The following is a 14768-nucleotide window of genomic DNA, read 5'->3' on the forward strand; positions in this document are numbered from 1 at the left end:
CACCTTGTTATTCAGTGAGTCGAAGGTACTTTTCGGCTAACTGATCAAGGCTTTCTTTGTGGTTTGGATCTGGTTTGATGCAATCAATGGGGCAGACACTTACACAGGTTGGTGTGTCGTAATGGCCGACGCATTCAGTGCATTTGTCAGGGTCAATTTGATAAATTTTATCGCCCATGTAAATGGCCTGATTAGGACACTCAGGGTCGCACATATCACAGTTGATACATTTATCATTAATAAGTAGTGCCATCGTTATGCCTTTTTAAAAGGATTACGAGTGTCCTCACTTTGGCCCAAATTGCGCATTAAAATGGCGTGACTTAAGTCTATGTCTTCTGGCAGTGGAATTTTGACGATATGACCAGAACCCTTGGCGTCATCTATCGCTTCGCCTTTTTTATTTTCCATGTGCTCAAGATTAAAGTGAATATTGCCTTTAGGCGTCATCAATTCCAAGCTGTGACCAGTACAGAACTTGTTTTTAACCTCAATTTCAACGAGACCATTATTAGTGCGACCTAGCACTTCACCAACAAACTGCTGTTGGTCAGACACCGAATGACCGTAGTCGTAATTTTGATAGTCTTGATGTACATGACGTTTCAAGAAACCCTCGGTATATCCTCGGTGGGCTAGGTTTTCTAGGGTTTTCATTAAGCTTGGGTCAAATGGTTTACCTGCAACAGCATCATCAATGGCTTTACGATAGACTTGTGCGGTGCGGGCAACGTAATAGAATGACTTGGTTCGGCCTTCGATCTTAAGGCTGTGCACGCCCATGCGAGTCAGTTGATCAACATACTGGACTGCACGTAAATCTTTGGAATTCATGATGTAAGTACCATGCTCATCCTCAAATGCTGGCATGTATTCACCTGGGCGACCTTGCTCTTCGAGCATAAACACTTCGTCGCTTGGTTGACCTTCCCCTAAGGTTGGAATAATCGCTTTTGGATCGACTTTATGAACAACATCGCCGGTTTCGTTTTCTTGACCAGGTTTGACATCGTAGCTCCAGCGGCAGGCATTGGTACAAGTACCTTGGTTTGGATCGCGCTTGTTGATATAACCCGACAATAAACAGCGACCAGAATAAGCCATACATAAGGCGCCGTGAACGAACACTTCAAGCTCAGTGTCTGGGCACAATGTACGAATTTCTTCTATTTCTTGTAGCGACAACTCGCGAGAAAGAATAACGCGCTCAACCCCTTGTTTGGCCCAAAATTGCACCGCCGCATAGTTAACAGCATTCGCTTGTACGGATAAGTGAATTGGCATGTCTGGCCACTTATCGCGCACCAGCATAATTAGCCCGGGATCGGACATGATAAGCGCGTCTGGCTTCATCGCGATAACGGGCTCAATATCACGTAAGTAAGTTTTCACTTTGCCGTTGTGCGGCGCAATATTTGATACGACATAGAGCTTTTTATTTTGCTGGTGGGCTTCGTTAATACCGATTTCGAGGTTGTTTAGGTCAAATTCGTTATTGCGTACACGTAGACTGTATCTTGGTTGTCCGGCGTACACAGCGTCGGCACCGTACGCAAAAGCGTAACGCATATTCTTTAAACTGCCGGCAGGAGAGAGAAGTTCTGGTACAAACATGGTTTACCTCTGATTACGGGTCAGCTGTTGAGTGATTTCGCGTGCTGATTCTAAAAAGCGGCGCAGTATAGAAGAAAGCTAAGTAAGTAATTTTGATGTAGATCAGGTTTTTTGACATTGTGCAAGGAAGGGCAAGAGACCTTACTATTAAGGCTTCTACTAGCAACTCTGCGCATTTAATCGACAAATAATTCGCCAAATTTTCGTTTCTTCACAAAGAAAGCGGCGTGAGATAGTAGGTTTTTTCTACCAAAACACGTATAATTCGCGCCCGTTAATATTCACAATAATATTTTGGAGCAAAAAAGATGGCTTTAGAGCGCACTTTTTCAATCATCAAGCCTGATGCTGTAGCTAAAAACCACATCGGTGCTATCTACAACCGTTTTGAGTCTGCTGGTCTTAAAATCGTTGCATCAAAAATGGTTCACCTTTCTCAAGAGAAAGCTGAAGGTTTCTACGCAGAGCACAAAGAGCGTCCTTTCTTTGGTGCACTAGTTTCTTTCATGACTTCTGGTCCAGTAATGGTTCAGGTGCTTGAAGGTGAAGATGCAGTTCGTAAAAACCGCGAAATCATGGGTGCTACTAACCCTGCTGAAGCGCTAGCTGGTACGCTACGTGCTGATTACGCAGACAGCATCGACGAGAACGCAGTACACGGTTCTGACGCGCCAGAGTCTGCTGCTCGCGAAATAGCTTACTTCTTCGCTGAAGAAGAGATCTGCCCACGTACTCGTTAATTCGGGACTTGGTGCCAAAGAAGGGCTTTCGAGCCCTTTTTTTGTCCCGTAGCTAAGCTGAGGGATAAGCGTGCTTTGTAAAGTAATCACACTACTTCACAAAACACGTTACATTATTTGTGATGCTTGCTGCTTTTTTGTACAATGCGTTGTTGGCAATTTAGCTGTTCTTACCGTCTTTAACCGAGGTTGTTCATGACCACTATTGAGAAAAAAATTAACTTACTTGATTTAAATCGCGAGGGGATGCGCGAGTTGTTTGCATCATATGGCGAAAAGCCGTTTCGCGCGGATCAGGTGATGAAATGGATTTATCATTTTGGCATCGACAACTTTGATGATATGAGCAATCTGAACAAAAAGTTGCGTGCGCGTTTGCAAGCTGAGTGTGAGATTAAGGCGCCTGAAATTTCAGTAAAGCAAGAGGCTTCTGACGGTACCATTAAATATGCTCTATTACTCGAGGGTGGCCAAGAAGTTGAAACCGTGTGGATCCCTGAAAAAGACCGAGCGACACTGTGTGTGTCTTCTCAAGTTGGCTGCGCGCTAGAGTGTACTTTTTGCTCAACAGCGCAGCAGGGCTTTAACCGTAACTTAAAAGTGTCTGAGATCATTGGTCAGGTTTGGCGCGTGGCAACCGACATTGGTCTGCATAAAGGCGATAGCACTAAACGTCCAATTACTAACATCGTTATGATGGGTATGGGTGAGCCTCTGTTAAACCTAAATAACGTTGTACCGGCGATGGAACTGATGATGGACGATTGGGCATTTGGTTTATCCAAGCGTCGCGTTACGCTAAGTACATCGGGTGTGGTACCTGCGCTTGATATCTTGAAAGAAAAGATTGATGTGGCACTGGCGATTTCGCTACATGCGCCAAACAATCCACTACGTGATGTACTTGTACCAATCAACAAAAAGTATCCGATTGAAGAGTTCCTAGCAGCATGTCGTCGCTATATTGATGGCTCTAAAGCAAATAAAGACGTCACCATTGAGTACGTGATGCTACAAGACGTGAATGACAGTACAGATCATGCCCATGAGTTGGTGCAAGTTCTCAAAGGCACACCGTCAAAAATTAACTTGATCCCATTTAACCCGTTCCCAGGGAATGAATATGGTCGCTCTAGCAACAGCCGTATCGATAGATTTTCTAAGGTGTTACAAGCTGCAGGACTAACCTGTATCGTTCGTCGTACTCGTGGCGATGACATTGACGCTGCATGTGGACAGCTAGTAGGTGATGTCGTAGATAGAACCAAACGTTTAGCCAAGAAAAAGCAGCGTGACGACAATGCTATTACTGTCAATGTAAGCGCACAATAATATTAAAAATGAGCTGGGTTTACTCAGCTCATTTCATCTTAACCTCAGATAAGTTCTGACTATCTGGTAAAAAAGAGATGAATCTCTTAGCCTTTTGGGTAATATAGGGCACACATAGAACCCAGTGGCATTCAAAGGTGAGTGATGCAATCGCGAAATTATCGCAAAACAGGATTGGCTGCATCCATTCTCGCAGGCGCGAGTTTAGTTCTGTCAGGTTGTGTGACGGAGAGTAGTTATCGCTCCGATGGGCGTCCTGTGGCCGAACAACAAGTCAATAACACCAATGCCGCAAGAACTCGCATTGCGCTTGCACTTCAATATCTCAATTCTGGTAACACCACCTCAGCCAAATTTAACTTAGAGCGTGCATTACAATTAGCGCCAAAGCTGGCCGAAGCTCATTATACATTAGCGTATTATTACGAACAGGTGGGCGAGCAACAACGTGCTGATAATGCCTATCAGGCGGCTTTGGATATTGAGCCAGATAATCCCGACACACTAAACAACTATGGCACTTTTCTTTGTCGCGTTGGACAGTATGACAAAGCGAGCAAATACTTTTTCAAAGCGATAGAGGTGCCAAGTTATTTGCGGGTATCTGCAAGCTATGAAAACTTAGCCCTGTGTGCGTTGAAGCAAAACGAGTATTCCCTTGCCGAGGAATATCTGTTAAATGCGATTAAGCATAACGCTCAGCAAATGTCGTCGCAACTTGCACTCGCGGGCCTGTACTATGCTCGCAGTGATTTCTTAAGAGCAGAAGATGTGCTTGATAACGTTGCCAAGCGTGGATTTATTTCGCCAAGAAGCTTAATGCTTGGGCACTTAGTGCATATGCAAATGGGCCACTTACAAAAAGCGCAAGACATCGCCACGACCTTGGTGCAAAGCTACCCTAAATCTGCACAAGCAGGCCTTATCTTAACGAATAATATCGCTGCAAGTGAATTTGAACGGTTGCGTAATCGCTATCGAGAAGCGCAGTTAAATCAGCTTGCCGAGGCGTCGCCTAATCATATAGTTGCGAATCCAAAAATTAAAATTAAACGTAAGAAAACGCAACCGAATTCAACCCAATCATTCACCGTTGATTCACCCATTGAGGCCAATAATTCTGCGCCTTCGGCAAAACCTGAAGTGGCAAAAAGCACATCTTTAGTGAACGTTAGCTCGGACTCTGAAGCTCGGGTTGAGTTTTATCAACCGGACCCATCGGAAGTCACATTTAGTCCTCGCTCACGTGAGCCTCAAGTGTTAGCGACTACATCATCAAGCAGTTCAAGTGTACCGTTATTAAATCGTGACGTTGCGCCTCCTCAGGTACCTTTTCATACTGTTATTGCAGGTGAAAACCTGTTTAGTATTTCAGTCAAATACGACATTAAAATGGTTGAATTGATGGAATATAATCAAGTGCGGGAATCTGCAAGATTGTACGCAGGTCAAAAGGTGTATCTTAACAATCCCAATGTCGTGCATGAAATTGCGGCGGGAGATACTTTGCTCAGTATTGCCGATCGATATGGTGTGTTGATCGATGAAATTATGCGATGGAATAAACTCACTCCTGATGTGGCGCTGCAAGCAGGCCACGGATTATTAATTGTAGACCCAACAAATTACGTTTTATGAACCAAACAATGAAAGAGCAGGAAGCACCTGAACAAGAGCAGCCTTCACTCGGGCAAACTTTAGCAACGGCGAGACAAAATGCCGGGATCAGCTTTGCTGAAATTGAATCGCGCTTAAAGATGACCCATGCCCAGCTTACCAAGCTCGAGCAGGATGACTATCAAGACCTAGGGCCTGAAACCTTTGTGCGTGGCTATATTAAAAATTACGCTGCGCTACTGGGGTTGAATCCGACGGAAGTACTGGCTAGATATCAATCTCCGGAGCTGCCGCCACAGAAAAAGCGGATGCAAAGCTTTTCTCGCCGTACTCATAAAGAAGCCCACGATAACCGCCTAATGATGGTGAGCTACATTGTGCTGGCTATCGTACTGGGGTCGTCGGCATTTTGGTTTTGGCAGACCAATAGCTCAGAGCAAGAAGTGGTGCCTGAAACGTCGGTTACTCAGCTTGAAACGCCAGTTGAAAATGTCACAACACCAGCGATGGATGAGCTAGAATTGCCTACTGAGCAAAACAATGACACAACCCCGCAAAGCGAGCCGCAGATGAGTGAAACGGAGGTTTCAGTACCTGTTGAAGCGAAACCGCAAACGGTAAAACGAAACTCGGCATTGAGCACGGTAGTCATGCATTTCAACGAAGAAAGCTGGGTTGAAATGTTTGATGCGACACAAGAACGTGTCGCGTTCGGTGTTAAAAAAGCGGGATATACTATGACAGTTGAAGGTAAGGCCCCTTTTTCTGTTATACTCGGCAAGCATCAGGCCGTAGAGGTCACGCTTGACGGTAAACCAGTGTCTTTGCCTGCGTTTACTAAAAACCGTCTAGCTAAATTCAATTTACCGTTAACAGAGTAGTCAGCATGTTTTCAGAACCACCTATAAAGCGTAGAAAATCAACAAGGATCTATGTCGGTAATGTGCCTATTGGTGATGGCGCACCGATAGCAGTACAGTCTATGACGAACACCAATACTCTAGATGTTGATGCGACGGTGGCACAAATTAAAGCTATCCAAGACGCCGGAGCGGATATTGTCCGTGTTTCTGTGCCGACAATGGATGCAGCTGAAGCATTCAAAAGCATTAAAGAGCAAGTAGATATTCCACTCGTCACGGATATTCACTTCGATTATCGTATTGCATTACAAGTGGCTAAGTACGGTGCCGATTGTTTGCGGATTAACCCTGGGAATATTGGCAGTGAAGACCGTATTCGTGCAGTGATTGACGCGGCGGGTGAGCACAATATCCCAATTCGTATTGGTGTGAATGGCGGCTCACTAGAGCGCGATTTGCAAGAAAAGTATGGTGAACCAACACCTGAAGCTTTGCTTGAGTCTGCGATGCGACATGTCGAAATTCTTCAGCGTCATAACTTTGATCAGTTTAAAGTCTCGGTAAAAGCTTCCGACGTGTTCTTAGCCGTTGGCGCTTATCGTTTATTGGCAAAAGAAATCGACCAACCTCTGCATCTTGGGATCACCGAAGCGGGTGGTTTTAGAGCCGGTTCGGTTAAATCGGCAGTTGGTCTAGGGATGTTACTTGCTGAAGGGATTGGTGATACATTACGTGTTTCACTTGCGGCTGATCCGGTGCAAGAAATCAAAGTGGGTTTTGATATTCTAAAGTCACTGCGAATTCGCTCGCGCGGCATTAATTTTATTGCTTGCCCCAGTTGTTCACGCCAAGAGTTTGATGTAGTGAATACGATGAATCAGCTGGAAGAGCGATTAGAAGATATCGTCACGCCAATTTCGGTGTCTGTGATTGGCTGCGTGGTCAATGGTCCTGGTGAAGCACTCGTCAGTGACTTAGGTCTTGCTGGCGCAAATCGCCGTTCAGGTCTTTATATCAATGGCGAGCGCCAAAAAACACGGATTGATAACGATGATATCGTTGCTCAATTAGAATCTCAGATCCGAGAATATGTAGATAAAAAAGAAAGCGAAGAAAAAATCGATGTAAAAATCATCGACTGATACCGGCGTAATCGTTAAGATAAGCGAATTTTCGCGCTTTCTCACGGCGTGCTAAACTGCACGACGATAAATGGCATTAAAGAAATAAAACCAATGCGATGAGACTGTTTGAGCGTATTTAGTTAAAGGCTCAAGCAGTAGTAAATCGATTGGTGACAAATTTAAGTTAGGGTTTTCAGTGACTAAACAACTTCAGGCAATCCGTGGAATGAATGATTGTCTGCCAGGTGACACGCAGGTCTGGCAGAAAGTAGAATCGGTGTTAAGAGACACAGTAGCGGCATTTGGCTATCAAGAGATCCGTTTTCCAATCGTTGAGTCGACCGATCTATTTAAGCGCTCTATCGGTGAAGTGACCGATATCGTCGAAAAAGAGATGTATACCTTTGATGACCGTAATGGCGATAGCTTAACGCTACGTCCGGAAGGCACAGCAGTGTGCGTCCGTGCGGGTAATCAAAATGGTTTGCTATACAACCAAGAACAGCGCCTTTGGTACATGGGACCTATGTTCCGCCATGAAAGACCGCAAAAAGGCCGTTACCGTCAATTCCATCAATTTGGTGTTGAAACCTTTGGTATGGCAACACCAGATATTGATGCCGAAGTGATCTTATTGACGGCGCGTCTATGGCAGCAATTTGGTATTCAAGACCATGTTAAGCTTGAGCTCAATTCTTTGGGGTCAAATGAAGCGCGAGCTGAGTATCGTGATGCTCTGATTGCATATCTGGAGCAACACAAAGAAGCGCTTGATGAAGACAGTCTGCGCCGTATGTATAGCAATCCACTGCGCGTGTTAGATAGCAAAAACCCAGAGGTGCAAGCTGTACTGGTTGATGCACCTAAGCTTTCTGAACACTTAGATGAAGAATCACGCGAACATTTTGCTAATTTGTGTGAACGTTTAGACGCAGCTGGCGTCGAATACCAAGTTAATGAAAAACTGGTACGTGGCTTAGATTACTACAACCGCACTGTATTTGAGTGGGTGACAACAAGCTTAGGTTCTCAAGGCACTGTATGTGCTGGCGGCCGCTACGATGGCTTGGTTGAGCAGCTTGGCGGCAAAGCAACGCCAGCCGTTGGTTTTGCTATGGGTATCGAACGTTTAGTGTTGATGCTACAAACGCTGGAATGTGTGGGTGATATTCGTCGGAATGCTGATGTATACGTCGTTGCGATGGGTGACAAAGCGGCGATTCAAGCTCCTGTGGTTGCACAGCAATTACGAGATGATATTGCTGGCCTTCGCGTGATGGTTCATTGTGGCGGTGGCAACTTCAAGAAACAATTTAAGCGTGCAGATAAAAGCGATGCTGTTATTGCGCTAGTGCTAGGCGAAGATGAACTCGCTGAAGGCAAAGTGACAGTGAAGTATCTGCGTGAAGAGAAAGAACAAATCACCTTACCACTTGCAGAAGTAAAAACGCTGTTAGCAGAGCTGGTAGGCTAAGAGGTTAGAATGGAAATTTATTCAACAGAAGAACAACAAGCAGAAGCAATAAAACGATTTTTCCGTGAAAATGGTACAACGATTGTGGTTGGTGCTGTGCTTGGTTTAGGTGGTCTGTATGGCTGGAAAGCGTATAACCAAAGCCAGATCGATAGCGCAGAAGCAGCATCAGAAGCATACACTCAGGTTGTTGAAAGTGATGATGTACTAGCTAAAAGCGACGCTTTTGTTGCTGCAAATGCTGATTCTAACTACGCCGTGTTAGCGGCTTTCGTTGCTGCTAAAGAGGCAATCGACAAAGACGATCTTAAGCTAGCTGCAGAGAAGCTAACTTGGGCGGCTGATAATGTTGCTAACGCTGAGCTAAAAGCAACGGCTTTATTGAGACTTGCACGTGTACAAGCGTCTCAGTCTCAATACGAACAAGCACTGGCAACACTCGCTAAGCCTATGCCTGAAGCGTTTAAGGCTCAGCTTGCTGAGATCCAAGGTGATATTTACCTTGCTCAAGGCGATAAAGATAAAGCTCGAAGTGCTTATCAATCGGCACTAGAAGCAGCGGAAGGCAATAGCAACCCTATGCTGCAAATTAAACTGGATGATCTTGCACAAAAGACAACGGTTTAAGGAGTTGCCATGAAGAAGTTAACGATGGCCTCATTGGCTTTATGTGTTGCAGCACTCACCGCTGGTTGTTCTTCTAGTGATGATGAAGAAGAGTTAAAGCTCCCTGAGATCAACAATCAATTCGACGCCTCTGTGGTTTGGCAAGAAGGGATTGGTTACGGGGTTGAGCACTACTTTTCGCGTTTATCTCCAACAAGCTACCAAAGCACTGTTTTTGCAGCTGCCCGTGAAGGTATAGTGACAGCATTTGATGCACAAACAGGTAAAGAAAAGTGGCAAGTTGATGTTCGTGAGAATACCAACTTTTGGCCATGGGAAGACAGCGACAGTGCGAAGCTGTCAGGTGGGATCACACAAGCTTATGGTAAACTCTATGTTGGCTCTGAACACGGGCAGGTTTTTGCGCTTGACCGTGAAACCGGCGAAATAGTTTGGCGTAAGTCGGTACCAGGTGAAGCGCTGTCAGCGCCAGCTGCAGGCGATGGTCTTCTTTACGTTAACTTAGGTTCAGGCAAGCTGGTTGCGCTACACCCAGATACAGGTGAAGAGCGTTGGCACTATGAGCAAGAAGTCCCTGCGCTGACATTACGTGGTTTAAGCTCACCAACCAGCGCGAATGGTGGCGTATTGGTTGGCGAAGAAAGTGGTAAGTTAACAGCACTTATCGCTGAAAACGGTTTTACCGCATGGAGCTCGGATGTTGCAATTGCAAAAGGGGCTTCTGAGTTTGAACGTTTGGTGGATGTTGATACTAAACCTGTTGTAAGCGGCGCATATGTGTATTCTATCGCCTATAATGGTAAACTAGTCGCCATTGATGTGCGCAGCGGCAATGTAGTGTGGGATCGTGAGTACAGTAGTTACCGAGACCTTACACTCGATCTTGACGTAATTTATTTGGTTGATAGCGATGGCGTACTGTACGCACTAGACAAAAACTCAGGTATTGAACGTTGGACACAACCAGCTCTACGCGGTTGGTATTTAACCGCTCCAACGGTTGCTGGCAACTATGTAGTGGTTGGCGATCAGGAAGGTAACTTACATTGGCTAGATAAGAGCTCTGGTGAGTTGGTATCGCGTACCGAGTTTGATAGTTCAGGTTTTTTCGTCGAACCGATTGTGGTCGATGGCAAAGTATTTGTTTACACGCGTGATGGTGAACTTAGCGCAGTTCAAATTCCGCAGTAACTTTCTGAATTTTTAGATTTTTTATGGGGCTTCGCTTTTGCGAAGCCTTTTGTTGTTTATAAAAGAGGTAGTCTATGCTTCCTGTGATCGCTCTGGTTGGGCGACCTAATGTGGGTAAATCCACACTGTTTAATCGTTTAACACGTACTCGTGACGCGTTAGTTGCTGACTTTCCGGGTCTGACTCGCGACCGTAAATACGGCCAAGCAAACTATGAAGGCTACGAGTTTATTGTGGTGGACACGGGTGGTATCGATGGCTCTGAAGAAGGCATTGAAACTGAAATGGCTGAGCAGTCGCTGCTTGCAATTGAAGAAGCGGATATTGTGCTATTTTTGGTGGATGCGCGCGCAGGTATGACGGTTGCTGATCAAGCTATCGCGCAGCACCTTCGTAAACAACAGAAGAATTGCTTTGTTGTCGCCAATAAAACGGATGGCATTGATGCTGACTCCAACTGTGCTGAGTTTTACCAGCTGGCGCTCGGTGATGTTCAACAGATCGCCGCTGCGCATGGTCGTGGTGTTACTCAATTATTAGAGTTGACGCTACAACCGATTATCGCTGAACTTACGGCTCAAGATGAAGAGCTTGAGCATGATGATGAAGATATCGCCGAGCTTTACCTTGAAGGTGAAGAAGCCGAAGACGGCAAAACGGGTTTTGAAGACAAGCCTGTTAAACTCGCGATTATCGGTCGTCCAAATGTAGGTAAGTCAACACTAACTAACCGTATTTTAGGTGAAGACCGTGTTATCGTTTACGATATGCCGGGTACAACACGCGATTCAATTTACATTCCAATGACGCGCAATGATAAAGAATATGTGTTAATCGACACCGCCGGTGTACGTAAGCGTAAGAAAGTCAGCGATGTCGTAGAGAAATTCTCGGTTATCAAAACCCTGCAAGCGATTGAAGATGCCAACGTGGTATTGCTCGTTGTAGACGCGCGCGAGGGGATCTCAGATCAAGACTTGAGTCTACTTGGTTTTGCACTAAATGCGGGTCGCTCGTTGGTTATTGCGGTAAACAAATGGGATGGTCTTGATGACTATGTCAAAGAGCGTATCAAAACTGAGCTAGACAGACGCTTGGGCTTTGTTGATTTTGCTCGTTTGCACTTTATTAGCGCATTACATGGTACAGGTGTTGGTCACTTGTTTGAGTCGATTGACGAAGCTTATGAATCAGCGACTAAGCGAGTAAGTACGGCAATGTTACGTCGTATTATGGATATGGCTCAGGCGGATCACCAGCCACCACTGGTTCGTGGACGCCGTGTGAAGCTTAAGTACGCACACGCAGGTGGTTATAACCCGCCGCGTATTGTTATCCACGGCAATATGGTGCATGAACTGCCAGATAGCTATAAGCGCTATTTGATGAACTACTATCGTAAAGCGCTTAACGTAATGGGTACGCCGATTAAGATTGAATTCCGCGAAGGTGATAACCCTTACGCTGGTCGTTCAAACAAAATGACGCTCTCACAAAAGCGTAAGCTTCGCGCATTCGCAAAAGAAAACCGCAATAAGTCGTAAGGCTTTTTGCGAGAATTTTAGCTCGACACTATCTGGTGGGTGTGTCGAGCTGAACATAAGTTCCATATCTATCCAATCAACTCCTTTTCCACATTCGACTATATTTAACTTTAACCCTGAACTCTCTCGCTTTGTTTTACCTTGCCCAACATTTGTGCTTAAGTTATATATAGTTACATTAGGTTTTATTGATAGTGAGGCTTCGGTGTTTGCTAAAACGGTGATTTATGTAGAAAGTGTTGAGGAAGTGCTGGATTTTTACTATCAAGCATTTGGCTTGAGCACTTTTGATATGACCGATGAAGGGGATTATGGTGAGTTAGACACAGGAGAAGTGAAACTCGCCTTTGCCAGTCACCCATTAGCCCAATCACAGTTTAGGCAAGACTATATTCGTTGCCATCCTAAACAGCCTGCACTTGGGTTTGAAATTACCATAAGCTGTGAAAATGTCCCTGAATGCTATGATAAGGCGGTAGCCGCAGGGGCTGAGCCATTAAGCTCACCAAACCAAAAGGGCAGAGTAACACAAGCTTATGTAAGAGCCATTGAAGGGACTTTAATTGCTTTGGTGTCAAAGCCGGGTGAATAGCGGCACTCACGAAGGATGAGCGCCACTTTGATGCGGTGTGCTTTTATTCGATATCGACAAGTAGTCTAGCAAGACCAACGGGCTCGATTTCAACACAAACGTTGTCATCATTCCAGTTTAGACCAACGAGTGCATCATCTTCTTTTAGGTCGAGTACCCATTCGTCAAGAAAACTTTCAACATCAATACTCATCGGTGAAAACTCACTCCACTCGTCGCGACATTGAGCTTGCGCTTTTTCTTCACTATCCCACAGCAATAACACATCTGTCTCGTCAAACTGGTTAGAGTCAACCACAACCATGCCACCGTCATCAGAGCTAAGTGCCCAAACGCTTTCAGTATTTTTTACTTGCTCAATAAACTCACTGACTTCTGAGCCAATTTCTTCTTCATTCATCATAGGTGTTCTCAATTTCGTGGATCAGTTTGCTGGGCGATTGCTTGGCTTTGCCAACGGCCATGAAATGCCATTAGGTTGGTGTAATCGCTCAGGTCGACGAGTTCTCTAAATAGAACCCAATCAATAAGGCAGTATAAACTGATTTGGAGATAATCACAGTGTAAAAACTCTTCTGTCACACACTCTTCATTGAGATAGTGCAGGGTATGACCAATTCGTTCCCGCTGTAGATTAAAAAATAGTTTATCTTGTTCAATATCAAAACCTGAGCGCTTGCTAAGTAACAGTTCTACCAAAGAATCATTACAGGCATTGATAAGGATCAGCCAATTTTCTTGATCCCAACTGGGAAATGGAAGTTGATGTTTTTCACGGAGATAGCGAACAATCAGATTGGAATCACAAATAAGTTGTGCATCGTCAATTAAAAATGGGATCTTACGGGCAGGATTATGGCGAATAAGTTCGTCATGGCCTGCTTCGGAAAATATATCTATATGCTGGTAGCTCATTGGGAGCTGTTTAGCCGCGGCCCACATTCTAATTCGACGGGCGTATGGACTGGTGTTCGAACCGATAAGTTTCATGCCATCATTCCTTCAACTAAATATCTTTTCGCTCATTTAGTAAATGTAGCGAGTTGGTATTAAGGAATGATGGCGAAGTGATTAACTTTTCGCAAGCGAATTAATCGCTACGACTGGTTACCTCAAGCAAGTGAAAACCAAACTGCGTTTGCACTGGCCCTTGTACTTGATTGATTGGGGCTGAAAAAACCACTTTATCGAATTCAGGCACCATCATGCCTGGTCCGAACTCACCTAGCGCACCACCATCTTGGCCCGACGGGCAATTGGAGTACTGCTTTGCGATTTCTGCGAAATCTTCCCCTGCTGCAATGCGTTCTTTGAGCTCCATGCATTGCGCTTCACTATCTACTAGGATGTGTCTTGCACTAGCGATTGCCATAATTTCTCCGATGATTATTTATTATTCATACTTTATTCTAATCTAGGTACGTTAAAAAATCAGCTTATCTAGGCAAGAGTTTTTCAATTTCGCTAGTGAGCTCGTCAGACATAGGTTTAGTGCGACTGTTAAAGCGCTTGATTGTTTTCCGATCAGCTGACACTAAGTATTTGTAAAAATTCCAATTTGGAGAGCTTGTTACTTCATTCAAATGTTGGAAAATGGGGTTAGCATCCGAGCCTCGAACTTCCGATGTAGCAAACATATTGAAGGTTACACCGTAGTTGATAAAGCATACTTTTGCAGTTTCCTTTTCGTCGTCTTCTTCTTGGAAAAAGTCATCTGAGGGAAAACCAAGTACAACAAGGCCTTTATCTTGATATTTTTGATGTAGTTGCTCAAGCCCTTCAAACTGACCTGTAAATCCACAGTTACTGGCTGTATTTACGATGAGAAGCGGTTTGTCTTTAAATTCACATAGATTAAGTGAGTCATCAGAACGCAGTTTTCGCAGCTCAACATTGGTAAAATCATCACAGCTGGATGTCTTTGCATACGCGTTACTCGAGATTAGGAAACCGAGCGCTAAGCTCAGAATCGAAAGACTTTTTATCATCAGTGCTTTCCTTTTATTTATGTTATCTCTTATGATACGAAAATATTCGTTACCTTGATCAG

The 14768-nt window shown here is 44.7% G+C and carries 16 protein-coding genes; 10 read left to right on the plus strand and 6 right to left on the minus strand.

What is annotated here, in order from left to right:
• Nucleotides 1–7: 7 nt before the first annotated feature.
• Nucleotides 8–253, minus strand: a complete 246-nt coding sequence (locus tag L1271_RS04680; RefSeq protein ID WP_010377334.1) for a YfhL family 4Fe-4S dicluster ferredoxin — start codon at nt 251–253, stop codon at nt 8–10.
• Nucleotides 254–255: 2 nt separating this feature from the next.
• A complete protein-coding gene (gene trhP, locus L1271_RS04685; RefSeq protein ID WP_069020889.1) occupies nt 256–1614 on the minus strand; it encodes a prephenate-dependent tRNA uridine(34) hydroxylase TrhP in 1359 nt (452 codons plus the stop codon).
• 308 nt (nt 1615–1922) lie between these two features.
• On the opposite strand from trhP, the gene ndk reads away from it, so the two are divergent.
• From ndk to L1271_RS04735, 10 genes are all read left to right on the plus strand, one after another.
• Nucleotides 1923–2354, plus strand: coding sequence for a nucleoside-diphosphate kinase (gene ndk / locus L1271_RS04690; RefSeq protein WP_010377338.1), 432 nt, complete (start codon nt 1923–1925; stop codon nt 2352–2354).
• A gap of 195 nt (nt 2355–2549) precedes the next feature.
• Nucleotides 2550–3686: a bifunctional tRNA (adenosine(37)-C2)-methyltransferase TrmG/ribosomal RNA large subunit methyltransferase RlmN gene (locus tag L1271_RS04695; RefSeq protein ID WP_102056140.1), complete on the plus strand. Its 1137-nt coding sequence runs from the start codon at nt 2550–2552 to the stop codon at nt 3684–3686.
• 144 nt (nt 3687–3830) lie between these two features.
• The gene (gene pilW, locus L1271_RS04700; protein ID WP_010605670.1) at nt 3831–5324 is read left to right on the plus strand and encodes a type IV pilus biogenesis/stability protein PilW; all 1494 of its coding nucleotides are present in this window, start codon (nt 3831–3833) and stop codon (nt 5322–5324) included.
• A gap of 8 nt (nt 5325–5332) precedes the next feature.
• On the plus strand, nt 5333–6184 hold the full coding sequence (locus tag L1271_RS04705; protein ID WP_235366962.1) for a RodZ domain-containing protein: 852 nt from the start codon (nt 5333–5335) through the stop codon (nt 6182–6184).
• Between the two features lie 5 nt (nt 6185–6189).
• The gene (ispG, locus tag L1271_RS04710) at nt 6190–7308 is read left to right on the plus strand and encodes a flavodoxin-dependent (E)-4-hydroxy-3-methylbut-2-enyl-diphosphate synthase (RefSeq protein ID WP_102056143.1); all 1119 of its coding nucleotides are present in this window, start codon (nt 6190–6192) and stop codon (nt 7306–7308) included.
• A gap of 178 nt (nt 7309–7486) precedes the next feature.
• Nucleotides 7487–8764 carry a histidine--tRNA ligase gene (gene hisS / locus L1271_RS04715; RefSeq protein ID WP_010605667.1) on the plus strand — a complete coding sequence of 426 codons (1278 nt, stop codon included), beginning with the start codon at nt 7487–7489 and terminating at the stop codon, nt 8762–8764.
• Between the two features lie 9 nt (nt 8765–8773).
• Nucleotides 8774–9391 (plus strand): YfgM family protein, encoded by a 618-nt coding sequence (locus L1271_RS04720; RefSeq protein WP_010605666.1) that lies wholly within the window; start codon nt 8774–8776, stop codon nt 9389–9391.
• A 9-nt stretch (nt 9392–9400) separates the two neighbouring features.
• The gene (gene bamB / locus L1271_RS04725; protein ID WP_235366964.1) at nt 9401–10582 is read left to right on the plus strand and encodes an outer membrane protein assembly factor BamB; all 1182 of its coding nucleotides are present in this window, start codon (nt 9401–9403) and stop codon (nt 10580–10582) included.
• 74 nt (nt 10583–10656) lie between these two features.
• Nucleotides 10657–12126: a ribosome biogenesis GTPase Der gene (gene der / locus L1271_RS04730; RefSeq protein ID WP_010605664.1), complete on the plus strand. Its 1470-nt coding sequence runs from the start codon at nt 10657–10659 to the stop codon at nt 12124–12126.
• A gap of 205 nt (nt 12127–12331) precedes the next feature.
• Nucleotides 12332–12718, plus strand: a complete 387-nt coding sequence (locus L1271_RS04735; protein WP_010377356.1) for a VOC family protein — start codon at nt 12332–12334, stop codon at nt 12716–12718.
• Between the two features lie 43 nt (nt 12719–12761).
• Here L1271_RS04735 and L1271_RS04740 read toward each other — a convergent pair whose 3' ends face one another.
• The 4 genes from L1271_RS04740 to L1271_RS04755 all read right to left on the minus strand — a co-directional run bounded on the left by L1271_RS04740 (nt 12762) and on the right by L1271_RS04755 (nt 14706).
• On the minus strand, nt 12762–13118 hold the full coding sequence (locus L1271_RS04740; protein ID WP_010605663.1) for a DUF2750 domain-containing protein: 357 nt from the start codon (nt 13116–13118) through the stop codon (nt 12762–12764).
• Nucleotides 13119–13129: 11 nt separating this feature from the next.
• Entirely contained in the window at nt 13130–13708 is a 579-nt protein-coding gene (locus L1271_RS04745) for a glutathione S-transferase family protein (RefSeq protein WP_019647242.1), read from the minus strand.
• Between the two features lie 100 nt (nt 13709–13808).
• Entirely contained in the window at nt 13809–14090 is a 282-nt protein-coding gene (locus L1271_RS04750) for a peptidylprolyl isomerase (RefSeq protein WP_010377362.1), read from the minus strand.
• 64 nt (nt 14091–14154) lie between these two features.
• Nucleotides 14155–14706 carry a glutathione peroxidase gene (locus tag L1271_RS04755; RefSeq protein ID WP_026000907.1) on the minus strand — a complete coding sequence of 184 codons (552 nt, stop codon included), beginning with the start codon at nt 14704–14706 and terminating at the stop codon, nt 14155–14157.
• Nucleotides 14707–14768 lie beyond the last annotated feature (62 nt).

It is taken from the genome of Pseudoalteromonas sp. OF5H-5 (genome assembly GCF_021530695.1).
GTDB lineage: Bacteria > Pseudomonadota > Gammaproteobacteria > Enterobacterales > Alteromonadaceae > Pseudoalteromonas.

Excerpts from the sequence above, each read along its gene's own strand:
- L1271_RS04705 (WP_235366962.1), top strand. The coding sequence starts at position 5,333 with ATGAAAGAGCAGGAAGCACCTGAACAAGAGCAGCCTTCACTCGGGCAA.
- L1271_RS04680 (WP_010377334.1), bottom strand. The coding sequence starts at position 253 with ATGGCACTACTTATTAATGATAAATGTATCAACTGTGATATGTGCGAC.
- L1271_RS04755 (WP_026000907.1), bottom strand. The coding sequence starts at position 14,706 with ATGATAAAAAGTCTTTCGATTCTGAGCTTAGCGCTCGGTTTCCTAATC.
- ispG (WP_102056143.1), top strand. The coding sequence starts at position 6,190 with ATGTTTTCAGAACCACCTATAAAGCGTAGAAAATCAACAAGGATCTAT.
- pilW (WP_010605670.1), top strand. The coding sequence starts at position 3,831 with ATGCAATCGCGAAATTATCGCAAAACAGGATTGGCTGCATCCATTCTC.
- bamB (WP_235366964.1), top strand. The coding sequence starts at position 9,401 with ATGAAGAAGTTAACGATGGCCTCATTGGCTTTATGTGTTGCAGCACTC.
- L1271_RS04750 (WP_010377362.1), bottom strand. The coding sequence starts at position 14,090 with ATGGCAATCGCTAGTGCAAGACACATCCTAGTAGATAGTGAAGCGCAA.
- der (WP_010605664.1), top strand. The coding sequence starts at position 10,657 with ATGCTTCCTGTGATCGCTCTGGTTGGGCGACCTAATGTGGGTAAATCC.
- trhP (WP_069020889.1), bottom strand. The coding sequence starts at position 1,614 with ATGTTTGTACCAGAACTTCTCTCTCCTGCCGGCAGTTTAAAGAATATG.
- L1271_RS04720 (WP_010605666.1), top strand. The coding sequence starts at position 8,774 with ATGGAAATTTATTCAACAGAAGAACAACAAGCAGAAGCAATAAAACGA.
- L1271_RS04695 (WP_102056140.1), top strand. The coding sequence starts at position 2,550 with ATGACCACTATTGAGAAAAAAATTAACTTACTTGATTTAAATCGCGAG.
- L1271_RS04740 (WP_010605663.1), bottom strand. The coding sequence starts at position 13,118 with ATGAATGAAGAAGAAATTGGCTCAGAAGTCAGTGAGTTTATTGAGCAA.
- ndk (WP_010377338.1), top strand. The coding sequence starts at position 1,923 with ATGGCTTTAGAGCGCACTTTTTCAATCATCAAGCCTGATGCTGTAGCT.
- L1271_RS04745 (WP_019647242.1), bottom strand. The coding sequence starts at position 13,708 with ATGAAACTTATCGGTTCGAACACCAGTCCATACGCCCGTCGAATTAGA.